This window comes from Acinetobacter sp. (assembly GCF_039596015.1).
Taxonomy (GTDB): domain Bacteria; phylum Pseudomonadota; class Gammaproteobacteria; order Pseudomonadales; family Moraxellaceae; genus Acinetobacter.
In genome coordinates, this window is the sequence record NZ_JBCNKN010000009.1 from 18746 (window position 1) to 37242 (window position 18497).

The 18497-nt window shown below is 39.1% G+C and carries 15 protein-coding genes and 1 pseudogene; 10 read left to right on the forward strand and 6 right to left on the reverse strand.

From position 1 onward, the window contains the following. The first annotated feature begins 23 nt into the window (after nucleotides 1–23). The 5 genes from ABDV70_RS09860 (at nucleotide 24) to pstB (ending at nucleotide 6284) form a co-directional block, all read left to right on the forward strand. The gene (locus ABDV70_RS09860) at nucleotides 24–2225 is read left to right on the forward strand and encodes a heavy metal translocating P-type ATPase (RefSeq protein ID WP_343597426.1); all 2202 of its coding nucleotides are present in this window, start codon (nucleotides 24–26) and stop codon (nucleotides 2223–2225) included. Between the two features lie 262 nt (nucleotides 2226–2487). Further along, a complete protein-coding gene (pstS, locus tag ABDV70_RS09865; RefSeq protein ID WP_343597427.1) occupies nucleotides 2488–3522 on the forward strand; it encodes a phosphate ABC transporter substrate-binding protein PstS in 1035 nt (344 codons plus the stop codon). Nucleotides 3523–3607: 85 nt separating this feature from the next. Beyond that, complete coding sequence (gene pstC / locus ABDV70_RS09870) at nucleotides 3608–4561, forward strand: phosphate ABC transporter permease subunit PstC (RefSeq protein ID WP_343597428.1); 954 nt, start codon at nucleotides 3608–3610, stop codon at nucleotides 4559–4561. Between the two features lie 2 nt (nucleotides 4562–4563). After that, nucleotides 4564–5415 (forward strand): phosphate ABC transporter permease PstA, encoded by an 852-nt coding sequence (gene pstA, locus ABDV70_RS09875; protein ID WP_343597429.1) that lies wholly within the window; start codon nucleotides 4564–4566, stop codon nucleotides 5413–5415. A gap of 92 nt (nucleotides 5416–5507) precedes the next feature. Continuing rightward, entirely contained in the window at nucleotides 5508–6284 is a 777-nt protein-coding gene (pstB, locus tag ABDV70_RS09880) for a phosphate ABC transporter ATP-binding protein PstB (RefSeq protein ID WP_343597514.1), read from the forward strand. Nucleotides 6285–6457: 173 nt separating this feature from the next. Here the strand turns inward: pstB and ssb are convergent, their stop codons facing one another. The 5 genes from ssb to ABDV70_RS09905 form a co-directional block, all read right to left on the reverse strand. Next, the gene (gene ssb / locus ABDV70_RS09885; protein ID WP_343597430.1) at nucleotides 6458–7063 is read right to left on the reverse strand and encodes a single-stranded DNA-binding protein; all 606 of its coding nucleotides are present in this window, start codon (nucleotides 7061–7063) and stop codon (nucleotides 6458–6460) included. Nucleotides 7064–7114: 51 nt separating this feature from the next. After that, a complete protein-coding gene (locus ABDV70_RS09890; protein ID WP_343597431.1) occupies nucleotides 7115–8479 on the reverse strand; it encodes an MFS transporter in 1365 nt (454 codons plus the stop codon). Nucleotides 8480–8651: 172 nt separating this feature from the next. After that, entirely contained in the window at nucleotides 8652–9734 is a 1083-nt protein-coding gene (locus tag ABDV70_RS09895) for a DUF475 domain-containing protein (protein WP_343597432.1), read from the reverse strand. 137 nt (nucleotides 9735–9871) lie between these two features. Further along, the gene (locus tag ABDV70_RS09900; RefSeq protein WP_343597433.1) at nucleotides 9872–10168 is read right to left on the reverse strand and encodes a GlpM family protein; all 297 of its coding nucleotides are present in this window, start codon (nucleotides 10166–10168) and stop codon (nucleotides 9872–9874) included. A 451-nt stretch (nucleotides 10169–10619) separates the two neighbouring features. Beyond that, nucleotides 10620–11900, reverse strand: a complete 1281-nt coding sequence (locus ABDV70_RS09905; RefSeq protein WP_343597434.1) for a hypothetical protein — start codon at nucleotides 11898–11900, stop codon at nucleotides 10620–10622. Nucleotides 11901–12533: 633 nt separating this feature from the next. Here ABDV70_RS09905 and ABDV70_RS09910 point away from each other — a divergent pair. The 3 genes and pseudogenes from ABDV70_RS09910 to ABDV70_RS09920 form a co-directional block, all read left to right on the forward strand. Further along, a pseudogene (locus tag ABDV70_RS09910) lies at nucleotides 12534–12689 on the forward strand (IS982 family transposase); the annotation flags it as partial. Between the two features lie 394 nt (nucleotides 12690–13083). Next, nucleotides 13084–13467, forward strand: a complete 384-nt coding sequence (locus tag ABDV70_RS09915) for a MerR family transcriptional regulator (RefSeq protein WP_343597435.1) — start codon at nucleotides 13084–13086, stop codon at nucleotides 13465–13467. A gap of 90 nt (nucleotides 13468–13557) precedes the next feature. After that, nucleotides 13558–14364 carry an SDR family oxidoreductase gene (locus ABDV70_RS09920; protein WP_343597436.1) on the forward strand — a complete coding sequence of 269 codons (807 nt, stop codon included), beginning with the start codon at nucleotides 13558–13560 and terminating at the stop codon, nucleotides 14362–14364. Between the two features lie 46 nt (nucleotides 14365–14410). On the opposite strand, the gene ABDV70_RS09925 is transcribed toward ABDV70_RS09920, so the two are convergent. Further along, complete coding sequence (locus tag ABDV70_RS09925; RefSeq protein WP_343597437.1) at nucleotides 14411–14752, reverse strand: GlpM family protein; 342 nt, start codon at nucleotides 14750–14752, stop codon at nucleotides 14411–14413. A gap of 232 nt (nucleotides 14753–14984) precedes the next feature. Here ABDV70_RS09925 and ABDV70_RS09930 point away from each other — a divergent pair, with 232 nt between their 5' ends. Both ABDV70_RS09930 and uvrA read left to right on the forward strand, forming a co-directional pair. Next, nucleotides 14985–15359 (forward strand): hypothetical protein, encoded by a 375-nt coding sequence (locus tag ABDV70_RS09930; protein WP_343597438.1) that lies wholly within the window; start codon nucleotides 14985–14987, stop codon nucleotides 15357–15359. Between the two features lie 168 nt (nucleotides 15360–15527). Further along, nucleotides 15528–18359 carry an excinuclease ABC subunit UvrA gene (uvrA, locus tag ABDV70_RS09935; protein WP_343597439.1) on the forward strand — a complete coding sequence of 944 codons (2832 nt, stop codon included), beginning with the start codon at nucleotides 15528–15530 and terminating at the stop codon, nucleotides 18357–18359. Nucleotides 18360–18497 lie beyond the last annotated feature (138 nt).

Genomic DNA, 18497 nt, shown 5'->3' on the forward strand with positions numbered 1-18497 from the left:
ATAACAGGATATGAGTATAAACAATGAACACGCCATTCAAACCGGTCAAGACCGGTGGCTGTTGCAGCTGCAAACATGAATCCGTTCATGAAACGCCAGCCACAGATTTACCCGAAAGCCAGATAGAAAATGGTTTTCAGCGGACAGCTATTCGCATTATGCAAATGGATTGTCCAACCGAAGAAGGTCTTATTCGTAAAAAATTCCAACATTTTGACGGCGTTCAAAGTCTGGAATTCAACCTAATTCAACGTGTCCTCACAGTGGTTCACGAACCTGACACATTGCCAAAAATCGTGAGTGCCATCAAAGAACTGGGCTTTGAACCAGAACTGCCCGATGTGCAAGGCGAACTTGCTGCACCCAAAACGGAAAAAAAACAGCCATTAACACCGCTCATTATTGCGGCTGTGCTGGCTGCTTTTGCAGAAATGGCCAGTTGGCTAGATTTGTCAATGTGGCTGGTACTTGGCTGTAGCCTGATTGCCATTGTGCTTTCGGGACTTGGAACCTACAAAAAAGGCTGGATTGCAATTCGTCATGGCAACCTTAACATCAATGCCCTGATGAGCATTGCTGTGACAGGTGCAGTACTGATTGGTTCTTGGCCAGAAGCGGCGATGGTGATGGTGTTATTTACCATTGCTGAAATTATTGAGGCCAAATCACTTGCCCGTGCCAGAAATGCCATTGGCGAATTGGTCAATTTAATGCCCGCACAAGTGATGGTGCTTCAGCAAGATGGTCAATGGCAACGTGTTGATGCCAAAGATGTTGCCATTGGTGCCATCGTGCGTGTGCAACCGGGTGAACAGATTGGTCTGGATGGTGTGATTACGCAAGGACACTCCAATATTAATCAGGCACCTATCACAGGTGAAAGCTTGCCTGTTGAAAAAAATGTTGATGATGAAATATTTGCAGGCACCATTAACCAGACTGGATCATTTGAATATCGCGTGACGGCCAATGCAGAGAATACGACACTGGCTCGAATTATCCATGCAGTCGAGGAAGCACAAGGCGAAAAAGCTCCTACCCAACGCTTTGTAGATCGTTTTGCACAAATTTATACCCCTGTTGTATTTGTCTTGGCGGTCATCATCGCAATTGCTCCACCACTGTTGTTTGCTGCAAGTTGGTCTGTATGGATTTATAAAGCACTGGTTTTACTAGTGATTGCCTGCCCTTGTGCTTTAGTGATTTCTACTCCTGTGACTGTGGTAAGTGGACTGGCTGCCGCAGCACGAAAAGGCATCTTAATTAAAGGCGGTGTTTTTTTAGAAACAGGACATCAACTTCAAGTTATCGCACTCGACAAAACAGGAACCATTACCCACGGACAACCGCAACTCACCGATTTCATTGTATGTGACGGTAATGAACACGAAATTCGCCCACTTTTGGCAAGCTTGGCGAACCGTTCCGACCATCCTGTATCACAAGCGATTGCTCAGGCACACCGTGAAGAAACGCAACTTGAACTTCAAGATTTTAAAGCGTTACTTGGACGCGGCACACAAGCTGAAATACAAGGTCAAACCTACTGGTTAGGCAATCATCGTCTGATTCATGAATTAGACCGCTGTTCTGTTGACCTTGAAAAACAAATTGAACAGCTTGAAAAACAAGGTAAAACGGTTGTTCTATTAACAAACCAAAAACAAGTCCTTGCCATTGTTGCCGTTGCCGACACCATTAAACAAAGCAGTAAAGATGCGATTCAAAAATTGCATCAGATGGGCATTCAAACCCTGATGCTCAGTGGTGACAACCCGCATACTGCACAGGTGATTGCTGAACAAGTGGGTGTTGACTCTGCAAAAGGTGGATTACTCCCTGAGGATAAACTCGAAGTTATCCACAGTCTTGCACAAAACCAGAAAATTGCCATGGTCGGTGATGGTATCAATGATGCCCCTGCACTCGCCCGTGCGGATATCGGTTTTGCCATGGGTGCGATGGGCAGCGACACCGCAATTGAAACAGCAGACATTGCATTGATGGATGATGACTTAGGTAAGTTGCCAGTATTTATTCAGTTATCTCAAGCAACGCATCGTATTTTAATCCAGAATATTGTTTTAGCTTTAGGTATCAAACTTCTGTTTGTACTGCTTACTTTTGCCAATATTGGGACGATGTGGATGGCTGTTTTTGCCGATGTCGGTGTAAGTTTATTGGTTGTTGCCAATGGACTGCGATTATTACGCATAAAATCATAAATTGTTTCAAAGCATGAAAATGGGAATAAAAAATTCCCATTTTTATGGCATTTAAATCTTTATAAAAATTTAAAATAAAACACGATATTACAACAAACTAGCGCATAAACCATTGATTTAAACTTTCTAATTCATAAAACAGAAATATTTCAGTCATGAATTTGTCATAAAGCAAGCTTAATTTAAAGCCAATTCCGTTTATTCGCATTTTTGTTCGAGACGATAAAATCAAACAAAAAATGATCAAACACAAGGACTATTTATGACTTATTTTTCAAAAAAAACACTAAAGTCGGCACTTTACGCAGCAGTAATTGCACCTATCACTTTAGCTGTTAGTATCGCACACGCTGCCGACATTACTGGAGCAGGTTCAACATTTGTTTACCCAGTACTTTCAAAATGGTCTGCAACTTACCATGCGAAAACTGGCAACAAAATTAACTACCAATCTATTGGTTCTGGCGGTGGTATCGCACAAATCAAAGCTGGCACAGTAACATTTGGTGCTTCAGATATGCCATTGACTCCACAAGATCTTAAAGCAGCTGGATTAAAACAGTTCCCTGTGATTATTGGTGGTGTGGTTCCTGTTGTAAACGTTGAAGGTGTCCGTCCTGGTGCCCTACGTTTAACTGGTCCAGTTTTGGCAGACATCTTTTTAGGTAAAGTCAATAAATGGAATGCACCTGAAATTCAACGTCTAAACCCAACTTTACGTTTACCAGACCAACGCATTTCAGTTGTTCACCGTTCTGATGGTTCAGGTACAACATTCAACTGGGCAAACTACTTGTCTAAAGTAAGCCCTGAATGGAAAAGCAAAATTGGTGAAGGTACATCAATTTCATGGCCAACAGGTGTAGGCGGTAAAGGTAACGAAGGTGTTGCAGCTTACGTAAAACAAATCAAAGGCTCAATTGGCTATGTTGAATTAGCATATGCTTTACAAAACAAAATGAGCTTCACTGCGTTGCAAAACAAATCAGGTAAATTTGTTCTACCAAACACTGCAAGCTTCCAAGCTGCGGCTGCTGGAACAAATTGGTCAAAATCTCCTGACTTTTACAACGTCATTACCAATGCTTCAGGTCCACAATCTTGGCCGATCACGGCAACTACATTTGTAATCATGCATCAACAAGGTAAATCAGCTCAAGCAAGCCGTGAAGCCTTAGCATTCTTTAAATGGTCTTTAGAAAACGGTCAAAAAGATGCTAAAACTTTAGATTACATTCCTCTACCAGGCAATCTCGTAAAACAAATCGAAGGCTATTGGTCTAAAAATATTAAGTAAAACTTGATAGATGCATATTATTGAATCCAACAGAAGTCATTTCTGTCGGATTCAATCTTTTTTTTTAATAGATTGAAGACCTTCGATGATGAAAACGAAAAGCAAATCTGACACTACAGACCAGCGAAATGATCGGCTGTTCCGCTTAACCGTCAAAAGCTGCGCACTTTTTGTATTGGTAAGCATGCTTGCAGCTGCAATATCTATGGTGATGGGTGGGAAAGAGGCATTTCAGACCTTTGGATTATCTTTTTTATGGAATGAAACTTGGGATCCTGTACAAAAACAATTTGGCGCCCTTGTTCCAATCTATGGCACGCTCGTTACTTCACTTATTGCAATGATTATTGCAGTACCTGTAAGTTTTGGTATTGCCATGTTTATTACCAATATCGCTCCAACATGGATCCGCTCTCCTATTTCTATCGCAATTGAATTGTTAGCCGGAATCCCTTCTATTATTTATGGGATGTGGGGTTTATTTGTATTTGTTCCGTTTATGGCAGACCATGTATATCCATGGATGAATGACCATATGGGGTCATGGCCAATCATCGGAGCGCTTTTTCAAGGCCCACCTATTGGCTTGGGGATGCTCACTGCAGGTATTGTCCTGAGCATTATGATTATTCCTTTTGTATCTTCCATCATGCGGGAAGTTTTTGCGACTGTGCCAACCCAACTCATTGAGTCTGCATATGCGGTCGGAAACACAACATGGGAAGTGATCTGGGATATCGTTTTACCGTATACCCGTTCATCTGTTTTAGGTGGCATATTCCTTGGTTTGGGCCGCGCTCTGGGTGAAACCATGGCGGTTACTTTCGTCCTTGGAAACGCACACCAACTAAGCCTGTCTTTACTCGAACCGGGTAACTCGATTTCAGCAACGATTGCCAATGAGTTTACCGAAGCAGACTCTAGTTTATATCTATCATCATTATTAGCACTTGGTTTTATTCTGTTTCTTGTCACCTTTGTTGTTTTGGCGCTGGCACGTCTCATGCTCACCCGCTTGTCACGTCGTGAGGGAGTGTAATCATGTCTAATCCAAATACACTGTGGAAAATCAGGAAATTTAAAAACTTTCTGGCTAAGGTACTCTCACTTTTTACTGCTATTTTTGGCATGTTCTGGCTTGTCTGGATTTTATGGACAACCCTAAAAAATGGCTTACCCGCTATCCATCTAAGCCTGATTACACAAATGACCCCTCCTCCGGGTGAAACAGGCGGCTTACTCAATGCCATTTTCGGTAGTATCTTGATGAGTGCCCTCGCGGTACTGATTGGAACACCTGTAGGTATTGCAGCAGGAACTTATCTTTCTGAATATGCACGTAGTACCAAGCTTGGTTTTTGTATTCGTTTTATTAATGACATCTTACTTTCAGCACCATCGATTGTGATCGGCTTATTCGTCTACGAATTAATGGTTCGACAAATGGGGCATTTTTCTGCATTGGCAGGAACAGTTGCTCTCGCTTTTCTAGTGCTACCCGTCGTCGTACGTACAACGGATGAAATGCTACAACTTGTTCCAAATACCATGAGAGAAGCGGCTCAAGCGCTTGGTCTTCCTCAGTGGAAAATTGTACAGCAGGTTTTATATCGTGCAGCACTTTCAGGGATTATTACCGGCATTTTACTTGCACTTGCCCGTATTTTAGGTGAAACAGCTCCTCTGCTCTTCACTGCCTTGAACAACCAGTACTGGTCAAGCAATTTATTCCAACCAATGGCAAACGTGCCTGTCGTGATCTTCCAATATGCAATGAGTCCATATGAAGACTGGCATGCGCTCGCATGGGCAGGGGCTTTTATTATGACCTTCTTTGTCCTCGTACTCGGCATTGTATCGCGTGCGATACTCCTTAAAAAGGATAAATTCTAATGAATCTTTCTGTCTCAGCGTCTCAGGCCAACACAAATCAGGGTGCATCTACGTATGCACCACCACCATCATCTGCGCTTTTTAATGAACCCATGAAACAATCTCCTCAACAAGAAGTGGCTAAAATTGATGTTCGCCATTTAGATTTCTACTATGGCAACACACAAGCACTTAAAAATATCAACATGGTCATTCCTGAAAATCGGGTAACTGCTCTCATCGGGCCTTCTGGTTGTGGTAAATCGACCTTATTACGCGTGTTTAACCGAATTTATGATATCTATCCTAAACTTCGTGCTGAAGGTGAAGTGATTTTTGAAGGTGAAAATATCCTTGCAGATCATATTTCAACGCATCAACTACGCGCTAAAATTGGCATGGTGTTCCAAAAACCCGTTCCATTCCCAATGACCATTTATGAAAATATTGCTTATGCAATTCGTCATTTTGAGAAACTGTCTAAAAGCGACATGGATGCCCGTGTAGAAAAAGCATTGCGTGATGCTGCTTTGTGGGATGAAGTTAAAAACAAACTCAATCAAAGTGCTTTAGGTCTTTCAGGTGGTCAGCAACAGCGTTTATGTATTGCTCGTGCAGTTGCATTAAAACCTGAAGTTTTATTGTTAGATGAACCAACTTCAGCGCTAGATCCAATCTCGACTGCGAAAGTTGAACAACTAATTGAAGAACTTAAAGCGCAATATACCGTACTGATTGTGACGCATAACATGCAACAAGCAGCGCGTATTTCAGATTACACAGGCTTTATGTTCTTAGGTGAATTGATTGAGTTAGATCACTCTAACCAGATTTTTACCAACCCTAAACAACAACAAACAGAAGATTATATTACTGGACGTTTTGGTTAAACCTATTGGTTTCAACCATTCTCACTTTACAGCCCCCTATCGACACTTGATCGGGGGCTTTTTTTATTCAAACAATAGTATTCAAGTGATTGACCAACATCATTCTTTAAATCTAAGCATAAAAAAGCCTGACGGGTGTCAGGCTTTTGTTAAATCATTATTCAACATCTATCTTAGAACGGTAAATCATCGTCTAAATCGGCTGGTGCTGGCGCAGCAGGTTGTGCAGGTTTCGCTGCTGGTGCTGGGCTAAAGCCACCACCTTGGGGTGCATTATTTCCATAACCACCTTGTTGACCAGCATTGTTATTATATCCACCGCCTTGATAACCCGTGTTTTGTTGCCCGTAACCATTATTGTTGTTACCAGCAAAGTTTCCACCTTGGTTATTATTAAAACGTGGTTGGTTATAACCGCCTGTCTCGCCTTGATCAGCCTGACCACGACCCGAATCAAGCATTTGCATTTGTTCACCACGGATTTCTGTGGTGTATCGTTCCTGACCATTTTGATCAGTCCACTGACGTGTACGCAATGAACCTTCAATATACACTTTAGAACCTTTACGCAAATATTGTTGTGCAATTTCACCTAAACGATTATGCAATACAATACGGTGCCATTCAGTTTGTTCTTTTCTTTCACCACTATTTTTATCTAACCAAGACTCACTCGTTGCAATAGAAAATTGCGTTAAAGAGCCTCCATTTGGAAAAGTCTTGGTTTCTGGGTCTCGACCTAAAGTTCCCACTAAAATAACTTTATTTACACCACGCATTCGCTACTATCTTCCTATGCTTCTTTGTCTTTTACTTTATAAGAGTTGTGCTTAAATGACTAGCTCTTTACCCAACAAGTGCGTTAAATGTTGTCGCCCATCTTCATTTAATTGCTTTTTGTCTAACTTCACATAGGCAATTTGTTGATCAGGCATAACAACTACTTCTTCAATACCATGAATTGCAAGCAACTGGGTAGTCCATTCGTCTGTTTGTTTTTGCTCAGGGAGTTTTAAAATCACGGATGATAAATAACGTGGTTGTTTTAAACCCAAGCCAATCAATAACCAAACGACTGAGATGACCGTTAAAATGCTCCAACCTACTGTCGTATTATGTAACATTAAAAGTTGACCACCCAAAGTCCCACCAAAAAATGCACCTAAAAACTGGGCACTTGCATTGACCCCCATCGCTGTCGCTTTGGACTGAATCGGTGCAGATTTTGACAACCATGATGGCAATAAAGCTTCCATGACATTAAAGGCGACAAAGAACAGACCTAATCCAAGCAAAATCACATATTTAGAGGTATAACCAAAAATAAGAATCAGAAGCCCCAGCACCACACCTGTAATGGCAAAAAGGAAAATCCCGCGCATTTTGCGATATTTTTCCGCCACAATAATGCTTGGAAATGACAGTAATACGCCAATCAATAGCAATGGCAAATACACCAAACCATGTTTAGATAAAGGAATGCCTGCATATTCAATCAGTTGTGATGGTACATAAATGAACATGGCTGTCAGCAAAAGATGCAGCGAAAACACAGAAACATGTAAGCGGTTTAAATCGGGCATTTTCAATACCGCTTTTAATTGCGGTAAATAGCCTTGTTGAAAATTACGATGATGGCGGGTCGTTTTTGGTACTAGAAACAACATAAAGATGGCACATAGCCCCATCAATGTCGTCACCCAAAATAAACCTGAGATACCAACTAAACTGGTTAGCCAAGGCCCTAAACTAAAGGCCACCACAAATGATAAGCCAATACTCATTCCCATAACTGCCATGGCTTTAGAGCGTTGTTCTTCACGGGTGACATCGGCAAGCAACGCCATTACCACTGCCGAAACAGCTCCAGCACCTGCCACTGCACGACCTAAAATCACACCATAAATCGTATGTGACATTGCCGCAATTGCACCGCCAATCGCGAAAAGCAATAACCCGATAATCACCAATGGTTTACGGCTAAAACGGTCTGCCCATAAGCTAAACGGAATTTGAAGGATAGACTGACTTAAACCGTACACGCCAACCGCCAAACCGAGCAATGCAGGTGTTGCATATTGATATGACTGTCCTGCTACGGAAAAAACAGGAATAATCATGAACAACCCCAGCATTCGTAGTGCAAAAATACTGCTTAAAGCAAAAGTGGAGCGTCGTTCTAAAGCATTCATCATATCAATCTGTGGTCTCTAATAACGTCAAATAGCGAATCCATTGGTGTTGATCATTCGTCTACCAATCATCTTGGTGACAGACCAACGCCCAGTGATGCGGTGCAATGAAGCACAAAAAAAATGGGATACTGCAATTGTACCCCATCATTTATGTTTTTTCCTGAAAATAGGCTTAATCGAGCGAGACCTGTCGTTTGTTATATTGTATCGATGCAATGATTGCCCATGCAATAAAGGCCACTCCAATTAATCCCGTTACCACTTCTGGAATATGTACCCCTGTACCGCTTGCCAGCATAATCAATGCCAAAGCACCAATTGCATAATGCGCACCATGTTCTAAGTAAATATAAGCATCAAGCGTGCCCTTTTCGACCAAATAAATGGTCATTGACCGTACAAAGAGCGCACCAATAGCTAACCCTAGCATAATAATAACGACATCATTGGTGATAGCAAACGCACCAATCACCCCATCAAAACTAAACGAAGCATCTAAAACTTCTAAATATAAAAAACCACCCAAGCCTGCTTTGACAACACCCGTTGCAGCACCACTGGCATCATGTGCGATTGCTTGTCCATTTTCATCAATTTCAGGTTCTCCACCCAACAAATGACCAATCACTTGCACACCGATATAAATCACAATGCCCCAGATCCCTGAAAGCACAACAGCTAAGCGTTTGGCTTCATCAATATATTCGGCCATGATCAGCAGACCAATCAGCGTCAAAAATACGGACATGGCAGGAACATTGGCTAAATTCGCGACTCGTTTTTCAAGCCATTTGAACCAATGCGTGTCTTTCCCTTCATCCAAAAAGAAGTTTAAAAAGACCAAAAGTAAAAAAGCACCGCCAAAAGCTGAAATTTCTGCATGATGCTCAATCAAACGCATTGAATAATTTTTAGGGTCATTCAGCGCCATTTGAACCACATCAACCATGCCCATGTTTGCCGTCATAGCAACAATCACAATTGGGAAAACCAAACGCATTCCAAAGACAGCAATTAAAATCCCAACGGTCAGAAAGATCATTTTCCAATAATGATTCCATCCCCGTAAAATAGATGCATTCACCACAGCATTGTCAAAAGAAAGAGACACTTCCATAATCGCAAGAATTGCGGTTATGGAAAGTGCTTTGAGCATGGTCGAAACACCTGCATCAGGCCCATGGGTATAGCCCCAAAATGCTGCAAGTGCCAAACACACCATCGAAAAAAAGATGGAAAATCTAAAATGCTTCATCTTTACAGGAGCCTATTTTCATCAAATTATGAGATTAAAAATTTGTGCCTATTATGCGGGTTTTGCTTTCAAATGAGGATATTTTTTATCTATTTTTCATAAAAAATTAAGCTGAAATTAATATTAGCGCTCTTCTTTTAGTTTTGAAACATCTGCCAACCATAAATCAAACCTGCCGCAGCCACTAACCAGCACAAGGTTGCAAGCCCTAAACAAGACCACATCGACATCCTCGTTGCCAGCACATAAACCATAATCAAATAAATAGCATAAGGAATCAGTGACCATAAACCAAATAGTGCTGTTTTGCGTAACGCTTCTGCACCTTGTTGTTGAAAAACAGTTATATGTGCAATCAAAACAAACGTTAAAAAAGACCTTACGTCATCCGCAAACAAACTTGAACTCAGAGAACAATCCCACAAAAAACTCATCAAGCTAGTGGCCAGCCATCCTATTGTTTATATTGACGAAAGTGGATTTAAGTTCCATAAGCATAGACCGAGGGGATATTCTAAAAAGAGAACCCCGTGCTTGAACCAATATAATTGGCAACTCAAGAATCAAACCAATGCGATTGGTGCAATATATCAAGGATAATTATTTGCAGTAGGTTTATTTGATTGCTGTGAATGTAAATGGTTACTTTATTTTTTTGAATAAAGATTAAGTAATGTGTTTATATTGAAGCTACCATCATATTCACGATATACACCTTCCTCACAAACTTTACTGTTTCTAATAACCCTTATATTTTTTAAATGGGGTTCAAACATGATAAATTTAGAATTTGAGGTTTTAAATGTGATATATACTTTGTGTTATTATTGCTGTATATATCTAACTTGTTTGGATTTAATGTATTTTCAAGCATTCTTATTAATCCTAAGTGACTTGGTTTGTATTTAATATATTTATAGTTTTTTTGTTTATATTTATAAAATAGATAAGCGAGGGTATGAATGAAATGATATAAAAAACAATTAAAAAAATGTATCCATTGAGGAATATGTATGCAGGAATTATGAGAATTATTCTCAATAGCGACATAATTAAACTCATCTTTAAGTTAAATAAAGTGTGACCACTAGTTCTGATGTAGCCTTTACTTTGAGTTGTGGAAAAATTATTGATTATATTGGTTAAGAAAAATAAAATTCCAATTGATAAGATTATATTAATAGGGGCTATATTATTTATTATACTGATTGTTAAAAATAGTAAGAAAGCAGTAAATGATAGCAGAATTGAAAATTTCATAATCCATAGATCGGTTTGTTTTTTTTCAGCTTGCCTGCTTTGTATATTTAACTTTAATAAAGAATAAAAGTTAGTTGATATTCCAGTGCCAATAGCTAAAAAAATCCCATTGAAAGCTGCTGAAATAGCTATTGTAAGTCCATAAATTTTCGCATTAACAATATCTTTAGATATTGGGATATAAATTAAAATTGTAGTTACAACTCCAATTATAAGGGTAGAGAGTGTATTTATTGAATCCTGGATATATGATTTATCAGATATAAAATCAGGAATATTTTTAATATTTTTTAGTGATAATTTTTTTTCTTTGTTAAGAGAGATACAACTGTAAAATCTAGATATTAGAAAACCAATTGCTATTCCAATTACTCCTAAATAATATGAGAGTAGTAAACTTAAAAATAAGTTAATAAAAAAAGCATGGAAACTGATTTTTTTAACAGTATTTGCTTTTTTCCTAGCTAATAGGTCGAGATAAGCTGTTTGTGAAAAGCAAGTAATGATACCAGCTAGAATGTATAAGATGGCATATTCCCAAATAACAGAGATAGACATCTCTTGAATATTCGCTGTTAAAATATATAGCCATGTGAGTAATATCATTACGCCTGTTGATATTATTGCAATGCAATAACATAGCTTTTTATGCCTTGCAAGTTCAAGTGTGTACTGATATTTTTTTTGATCTGAAAAATACTTGTAACTTCGTATAGATGTTGCAATAGTTATGGATGTTAATAGTGCAGTTAATACAAAATTTGCTCTATATTGATAAGTGAACATTGATTGGTATTTTGGTGAAAATAAAAGACAAATGATGATGTTTAAAAACTCACCTGACGAACCTAAGATATTTGCTATAATTAATGGTTTAGTTGTGGTTTTTATATTTTTTAAAATCATAATATTTTCGCTATTTTGAATATTTTTAAATATTATCTATTAGATTATATAGTCTGAATTTTTATAAGGGTAGTCAAAGTCATTTTCAAATTTTAAGCATTCTGTGGGTATCTTGTTTTTACGATGATCATGGTATCTGTATCCCAAAAAATCAATTTCATAGTATGCACAAATAATATGTAGGTAAGCCTTAAATATGATATTTAGTAATTCATAATATTGTGATATATCATTTCTTTCAATGATATATTGAAATCCATAATCTTGTATAAAATTTATATTGAAGTTTAGTCGTACTTTTTGTGAGTTAAAATTAAACAAAACCAATGTCAATAATATCCATATCACAACAAAAACTACATCCTGATTCTTTAATCTTCCGTTGAAAGTGATTGAAGACCTGACGTATTTGAATGGATAATTTCAATATCTTTCATTTTAATCTCTCTACTAGGTTTATTGAAGAAATAAAACCTAAAATTCTTATTCAAAATAAATTAAATAAGAATTATTTCATTTTTATGAATTATTAAAATAAATAACCCGAATCACGGATAAGAAATTGACTTGAAAAAGAGAGGGACTAGAGCCATTAGTTGAGTTACCAGACACAAATTCATAACCCTAGCCCTTATGCTTGATAGTACCCAATTATTCTGCGTGATTGATGATTTTTTTCAGAAGTTTGAAAAAACTTACTGGAACTTTCTAAAACGAAGTCACCACCGCCTAAGAATTAGAAATGCTCAACTCCACCTTTCTGAAAATGTGTTTATCACTGTGTGGTACATGTACTTTTTTTACTGATCATCATTTTATATCAACTTGAACATTTTTGCTTCATCTCCATATACACTAGGCTTCTTTACTTAAATCAATCAGATCTACAGGATTCTTCTCCCTATGAGCCTAAATCATATCCATATTCGAGGTGCACTACCCATAACTTAAAAAATGTGTCACTCGATATCCCACGTGACAAATTTGTGGTCATTTCGGGCTCTGGTAAGTCTTCATTGGCATTTGACACCTTATATGCAGAAGGTCAGCATCATCTTTGGGGGAGAATATTCGTCATAAAAACAAAGTGTTGACTTTAATCATTCATGATTAAATAACAAAAGAAACTGGATCATAGACATATTTGGCTAAATGATCGATTTTAAAAAATATTGAGGAAAATATGTATATTGGAGAACTCTCATCTTTAACAGGGGCAACTCCTAAAGCCATCCGACATTATGAAAAATTAGGTTTGTTGCCTGTTGCAAAAAGAAAAGGCAATTATCGTATTTATACCGAGATTGATGTCCAATCCGTCAAAATGATTCGCTTAGCCCAAACTGTTGGATTTAGCCTAGCGGAACTGCATGAACTCTCTGCTTTAAAATATAAACATAAGCATTTTCCTGTAGAAATTGCACGGCAACTTATTCAGAAAAAGAATCAACAAATTATTGAACAAAAAGAAGCATTAAACCGTTTGCAGGACAATTTAAAACAACTTGAAGACGAGATTACCAATACTTATGTGACCCGTCATATTTCTGCTGAAACAGATCATTAAAATTTAAAAATAGCATTTAAAATTAATGCTTGACTCTGCCCTTAAGGGCAAGGTTTATCGTAATGACTTGGTTTATTACGGATTGATAAAATGAGTATGCATCTTTCTACATTTAAAAATTTAACGGCATTAATTACAGGCGCATCTTCAGGAATAGGTCAGGCTTATGCTGAAAAACTTGCTTCTTTAGGTATTCATTTAATTTTAACCGCACGTTCCGAGCAAAAGTTGCATGACTTAGCCAATGAACTTAGAAAAAAATATCATGTCACTATTGACGTCATTGTTTTAGATCTCGCTCAACACAATTCAGCACAAATGCTCTTTGACGAGGTACAGGCACGAAAATTATCCGTAGAAATTTTAATTAACAATGCTGGATTTGGAAAATGGACTCAATTTCTAGACCAATCTGTTGCAACCTATCAAGAAATGATGACGCTCAACATGAATAGTTTAACGTCTTTATGCTATTTATTTTTACCTCATATGCTTGCCACAAAAAAAGGCATCGTAATCAATATTTCATCTACAGGTGCCTTCCAACCTCTCCCCTATATTGCTGTTTATGGGGCGAGCAAATCTTACGTATTACACTTTACCGAAGCCCTTGCTGGTGAATATGTCTCTTCGGGTATTAAATTTTTAGCGGTTTGTCCGGGCAATACTGAAACCAATTTTACCCAAGTCGCAAATGCCAATACGAATGGTATGAAAAGTTCTAGCGTCAAGGAAGTTGTTTCAGCCACAGTTGCAGCATTAGATAAAGATAAAACATCAATTATTGTGGGATGTAGCAACTATTTAACCGCTCAACTGCCACGTATTCTTTCTCGAAATAAAATGATTCATCTGGTCGAACGTATACTTAGAAATCGCATTATTCAGTCGTCATAAATATCGTCAAATTTAGAAGATTAAGGGCTTTCTTTCTCTTAATCTTTTAATGCTGAAACATCTGCCAGCCATAAATCAAGCCCGTAGCGGCAACTATCCAACACGCGGTTGCAAGTCCCAAACATGACCACATCGGCATTTTGGTTGCCAATACATAAACCATAAGCAAATAAACGGCATAAGGAATCAGTGACCATAATCCAAATAATGCTGTTTTCTGTAAAGCTTCAGCACCTTTTTGCTGAAACACAATGACATGCGCAATCAAAGCAAAAGTCGGAAACAGTGGAACTAATCCTGCAATATAAAATGCCTTACTCTTTGACAAAATCGAAATCAATAAAACAACCGCTGCACCCAGTAAGCATTTAAAAAACAGTCCCAGCATGAACCCTATCCATTTATAAAAGCTTAAATAAAATGCCATAAATCATTGCTGAATAGTGAAAATTTTTAAAAAAGAAATGAAAAAATCTCTCCGTCCCACAGTTAATACCAACCTAATAAAAAAAACTTGATTTTTGAGGTGAAATCTCACATTATAAATCAGTAATGATAATCGTTATTATTTAAAGGATCGGTTCAGAGATTATTTCCAACACCCATTTACGAGAAAAGCCATGCAATATGATACTCAAGGTACTGAAGCCATACGCGCCATGATTACACTCCGAAAATGTTGGTTAACCAATGAAGAAGTTTATCTTAATCAAGGTTGTTTGCACTGTGGTTCGGCTGCAACCTACCTGCTCTATTTTACCAATCGAATGATTCAAAACCTCATTCTTGATTTTATTGCCAAATATAACTGCAATCGCCCGTCCCATTTTGATCTTTTAGATATTGAACACTTTGAACAACAATACGATGAGTTTCTTTCCCAATTAGAAAAACACGTGATTCATTACGCATTTCAATTTGCCAAACAGCCGTGTCAGTTACGATTTGAAGAAGTCGAGTCCATATTTGAAAACACCTTTTCTGTCGCCTGCTAACTCAGACACAGCACTGTTTTGCCATGATTTACTCCTCAGCACAGTTTCACCACTGTGCTTTTTTTTACTGATCATCATTTTTGTATCAACTTGAACATTTTTGCTTCATCTCCATATACACTAGGCTTCTTTACTTAAATCAATCAGATCTACAGGATTCTTCTCCCTATGAGCCTAAGTCATATCCGTATTCGAGGCGCACGTACCCATAACTTAAAAAATGTGTCACTCGATATCCCACGTGACAAATTTGTGGTCATTACGGGACTTTCGGGCTCAGGTAAGTCTTCATTGGCATTTGACACCTTATATGCAGAAGGTCAGCGTCGTTATGTTGAATCGTTATCTGCATATGCTCGTCAGTTTTTATCACAAATGGAAAAACCTGATGTCGATGCGATCGAAGGGTTATCACCTGCCATTGCCATTGAACAAAAATCAACAAGTCACAATCCACGTTCAACCGTGGGGACAATCACCGAAATTTACGACTATCTTCGCCTACTTTATGCACGGGTCGGAACACCATATTGCCCAGAACATGACCTGCCAATGGTGGCACAAACCGTTTCTGAAATGGTTGATGCAGTAAAATCGCTCCCAGAAGGTACTGCTCTGATGTTACTTGCCCCAGTAGTGCGCGAGCGTAAAGGTGAATACAGCCAGCTTTTTGAACAATTACAAGGACAAGGTTTTGTTCGTGCCCGTGTCGATGGGGAAATTCTGGATATTGATCAACCTCCCGAACTCGATAAAAAGAAAAAACACACCATCGAAGTTGTGGTTGACCGTTTTAAAGTCCGTGAAGACCTAGGCAACCGTATTGCAGAATCCTTTGAAACAGCGTTACGCCTCGGCAGTGACATTGCCGTGCTTTCATGGATGAACGATGAACAACCTGACCGTGTTTTTTCAGCAAAACACTCTTGCCCGAAATGTGAACGTGCCGTAGGTGAACTAGAACCACGTCTTTTCTCGTTTAACAACCCATTTGGTGCCTGCCCTGTTTGTGATGGTTTGGGGACACGCAGCCACTTTAGTGCCGAAAAACTGATTCCAAATCCAGAATTATCTATTCATCAAGGTGCCATTCGCGGTTGGGACAAACAACGTCCTTATTACTTCTCGATGCTACAAAAAGTCGCTGACCACTATGCCTTTGACCTAGATACACCGTGGAATGAACTAGACAAAGATACACAAAAGAAATTTTTATATGGTACAGGCCGTGAAAAAATAGACCTCAGCTATATTGATGAACGTGGACGCAATCATCAACGTATTCAAGCCTTTGAAGGAATCCTGCCACACCTTGAACGTCGTTATCGTGAAACTGAAAGCAACTATGTCCGCGATGACCTTGCTCAATATCTTTCAAATGCAGCCTGTGATGCTTGTGGTGGTTCACGTTTAAATGAAATTTCACGCCATGTTCGTGTTAAAGATAAAACCATTAGTGAAATCACCCAAATGTCGATTGGTGATGCTGAAAACTACTATCAAGGCTTAAATCTTGAGGGTGCTAAAGGTGAAATTGCCGATAAAATCTTTAAAGAAATTCGTGAACGCCTTCATTTTCTAGTCAGTGTAGGACTCAACTATCTCAGCCTTGCCCGTTCTGCCGAAACACTATCTGGTGGTGAAGCACAGCGAATCCGTTTGGCCTCACAAATTGGTGCAGGCTTAATGGGAGTCATGTACGTTCTAGATGAACCTTCGATCGGACTGCATCAACGTGACAATGATCGACTTTTACAAACCCTAATTCGCCTGCGTGATTTGGGCAATACAGTCTTAGTTGTTGAACATGACGAAGACGCGATTCGTGCGGCTGATTATATTATTGATATTGGCCCGGGTGCTGGCGTCCATGGTGGGCAAATTATTGCTGAGGGAACCGCTGCGCAACTGATCAAAAACAAAAATTCATTAACAGGACAATATCTGTCAGGTAAGCTCAAAATTGCGATTCCCGAACGGACAACCCCACCTGAACCAGACAAACAAATCAAGCTTTCGGGTGCCTGTGGACATAACCTGAAAAATGTAGATTTACACATTCCACTTGGCATTATGACCTGTGTCACAGGTGTTTCAGGCTCTGGAAAATCAACCCTGATTAACCGAACGCTGCTTCCTTTAGCAGCAACACAGCTCAATGGTGCAACCACTCAAACGGCTGAAAAATTTGACTCCATTGATGGTTTGCAATACCTCGACAAAGTGGTTGATATCGACCAAAGCCCCATTGGTCGTACACCACGCTCTAACCCTGCAACCTATACTGGACTCTTCACCCCTATTCGTGAGCTATTTTCACAGACGCCTGAGGCCAAAGCACGAGGCTATAGCGCAGGTCGCTTCTCCTTCAACGTCAAAGGTGGACGTTGTGAAGCCTGTGAAGGCGATGGGATGATTAAAGTTGCAATGCACTTCTTACCTGATATGTATGTGCCATGCGATGTATGTCATGGTAAACGCTACAACCGCGAAACACTGGAAGTTGGCTATAAAGGCAAGAATATTTCCGATGTCTTAGAAATGACGGTTGAAGATGCAGCAGAGTTTTTTAGCGCCATTCCCATAATCCATCGTCGTTTGGAAACCCTGATTCAAGTTGGACTTGGCTATATTCGCCTCGGGCAAGCTGCAACCACGCTCTCAGGTGGGGAAGCACAACGTGTCAAACTGGCGCGTGAATTGGCAAAACGAGATACAGGTAAAACCCTGTATATTCTGGATGAGCCAACAACGGGTCTCCATTTCCACGATATTGCCAAATTGCTCGACATCCTGCACGAGCTGCGTAACAAGGGAAATACCATCATTGTCATTGAACACAATCTAGATGTCATTAAAACGGCTGACTGGATTGTGGATCTCGGTCCTGAAGGTGGTTCTGGAGGTGGACAAATCATTGCTGAAGGCACCCCAGAACAGGTTGCAGAAAACCCGCAGTCACATACAGGACATTTCTTAAAACCATTGTTAAAACAATAAAATAAATAGGATCAGGAAAAAAAATATCCTGATCCTTTTTTTTAATTATATTTACAGACCAACCCCATTTTTGAAGAAAAATCACAACAATAAAGAAAGATTTGACACATTACACAACACTAAAATACAATGATTTTC

What these genes read in the sequence shown, in the direction of transcription:
- uvrA (WP_343597439.1), top strand. Translation starts at nt 15,528, where the DNA reads ATGAGCCTAAGTCATATCCGTATTCGAGGCGCACGTACCCATAACTTA.
- ABDV70_RS09930 (WP_343597438.1), top strand. Translation starts at nt 14,985, where the DNA reads ATGCAATATGATACTCAAGGTACTGAAGCCATACGCGCCATGATTACA.
- ABDV70_RS09920 (WP_343597436.1), top strand. Translation starts at nt 13,558, where the DNA reads ATGAGTATGCATCTTTCTACATTTAAAAATTTAACGGCATTAATTACA.
- ABDV70_RS09900 (WP_343597433.1), bottom strand. Translation starts at nt 10,168, where the DNA reads ATGAGTTTTTTGTGGGATTGTTCTCTGAGTTCAAGTTTGTTTGCGGAT.
- ABDV70_RS09890 (WP_343597431.1), bottom strand. Translation starts at nt 8,479, where the DNA reads ATGATGAATGCTTTAGAACGACGCTCCACTTTTGCTTTAAGCAGTATT.
- ABDV70_RS09860 (WP_343597426.1), top strand. Translation starts at nt 24, where the DNA reads ATGAACACGCCATTCAAACCGGTCAAGACCGGTGGCTGTTGCAGCTGC.
- pstB (WP_343597514.1), top strand. Translation starts at nt 5,508, where the DNA reads ATGAAACAATCTCCTCAACAAGAAGTGGCTAAAATTGATGTTCGCCAT.
- pstA (WP_343597429.1), top strand. Translation starts at nt 4,564, where the DNA reads ATGTCTAATCCAAATACACTGTGGAAAATCAGGAAATTTAAAAACTTT.
- pstS (WP_343597427.1), top strand. Translation starts at nt 2,488, where the DNA reads ATGACTTATTTTTCAAAAAAAACACTAAAGTCGGCACTTTACGCAGCA.
- ssb (WP_343597430.1), bottom strand. Translation starts at nt 7,063, where the DNA reads ATGCGTGGTGTAAATAAAGTTATTTTAGTGGGAACTTTAGGTCGAGAC.
- ABDV70_RS09925 (WP_343597437.1), bottom strand. Translation starts at nt 14,752, where the DNA reads ATGCTGGGACTGTTTTTTAAATGCTTACTGGGTGCAGCGGTTGTTTTA.
- pstC (WP_343597428.1), top strand. Translation starts at nt 3,608, where the DNA reads ATGATGAAAACGAAAAGCAAATCTGACACTACAGACCAGCGAAATGAT.
- ABDV70_RS09915 (WP_343597435.1), top strand. Translation starts at nt 13,084, where the DNA reads ATGTATATTGGAGAACTCTCATCTTTAACAGGGGCAACTCCTAAAGCC.
- ABDV70_RS09895 (WP_343597432.1), bottom strand. Translation starts at nt 9,734, where the DNA reads ATGAAGCATTTTAGATTTTCCATCTTTTTTTCGATGGTGTGTTTGGCA.
- ABDV70_RS09905 (WP_343597434.1), bottom strand. Translation starts at nt 11,900, where the DNA reads ATGATTTTAAAAAATATAAAAACCACAACTAAACCATTAATTATAGCA.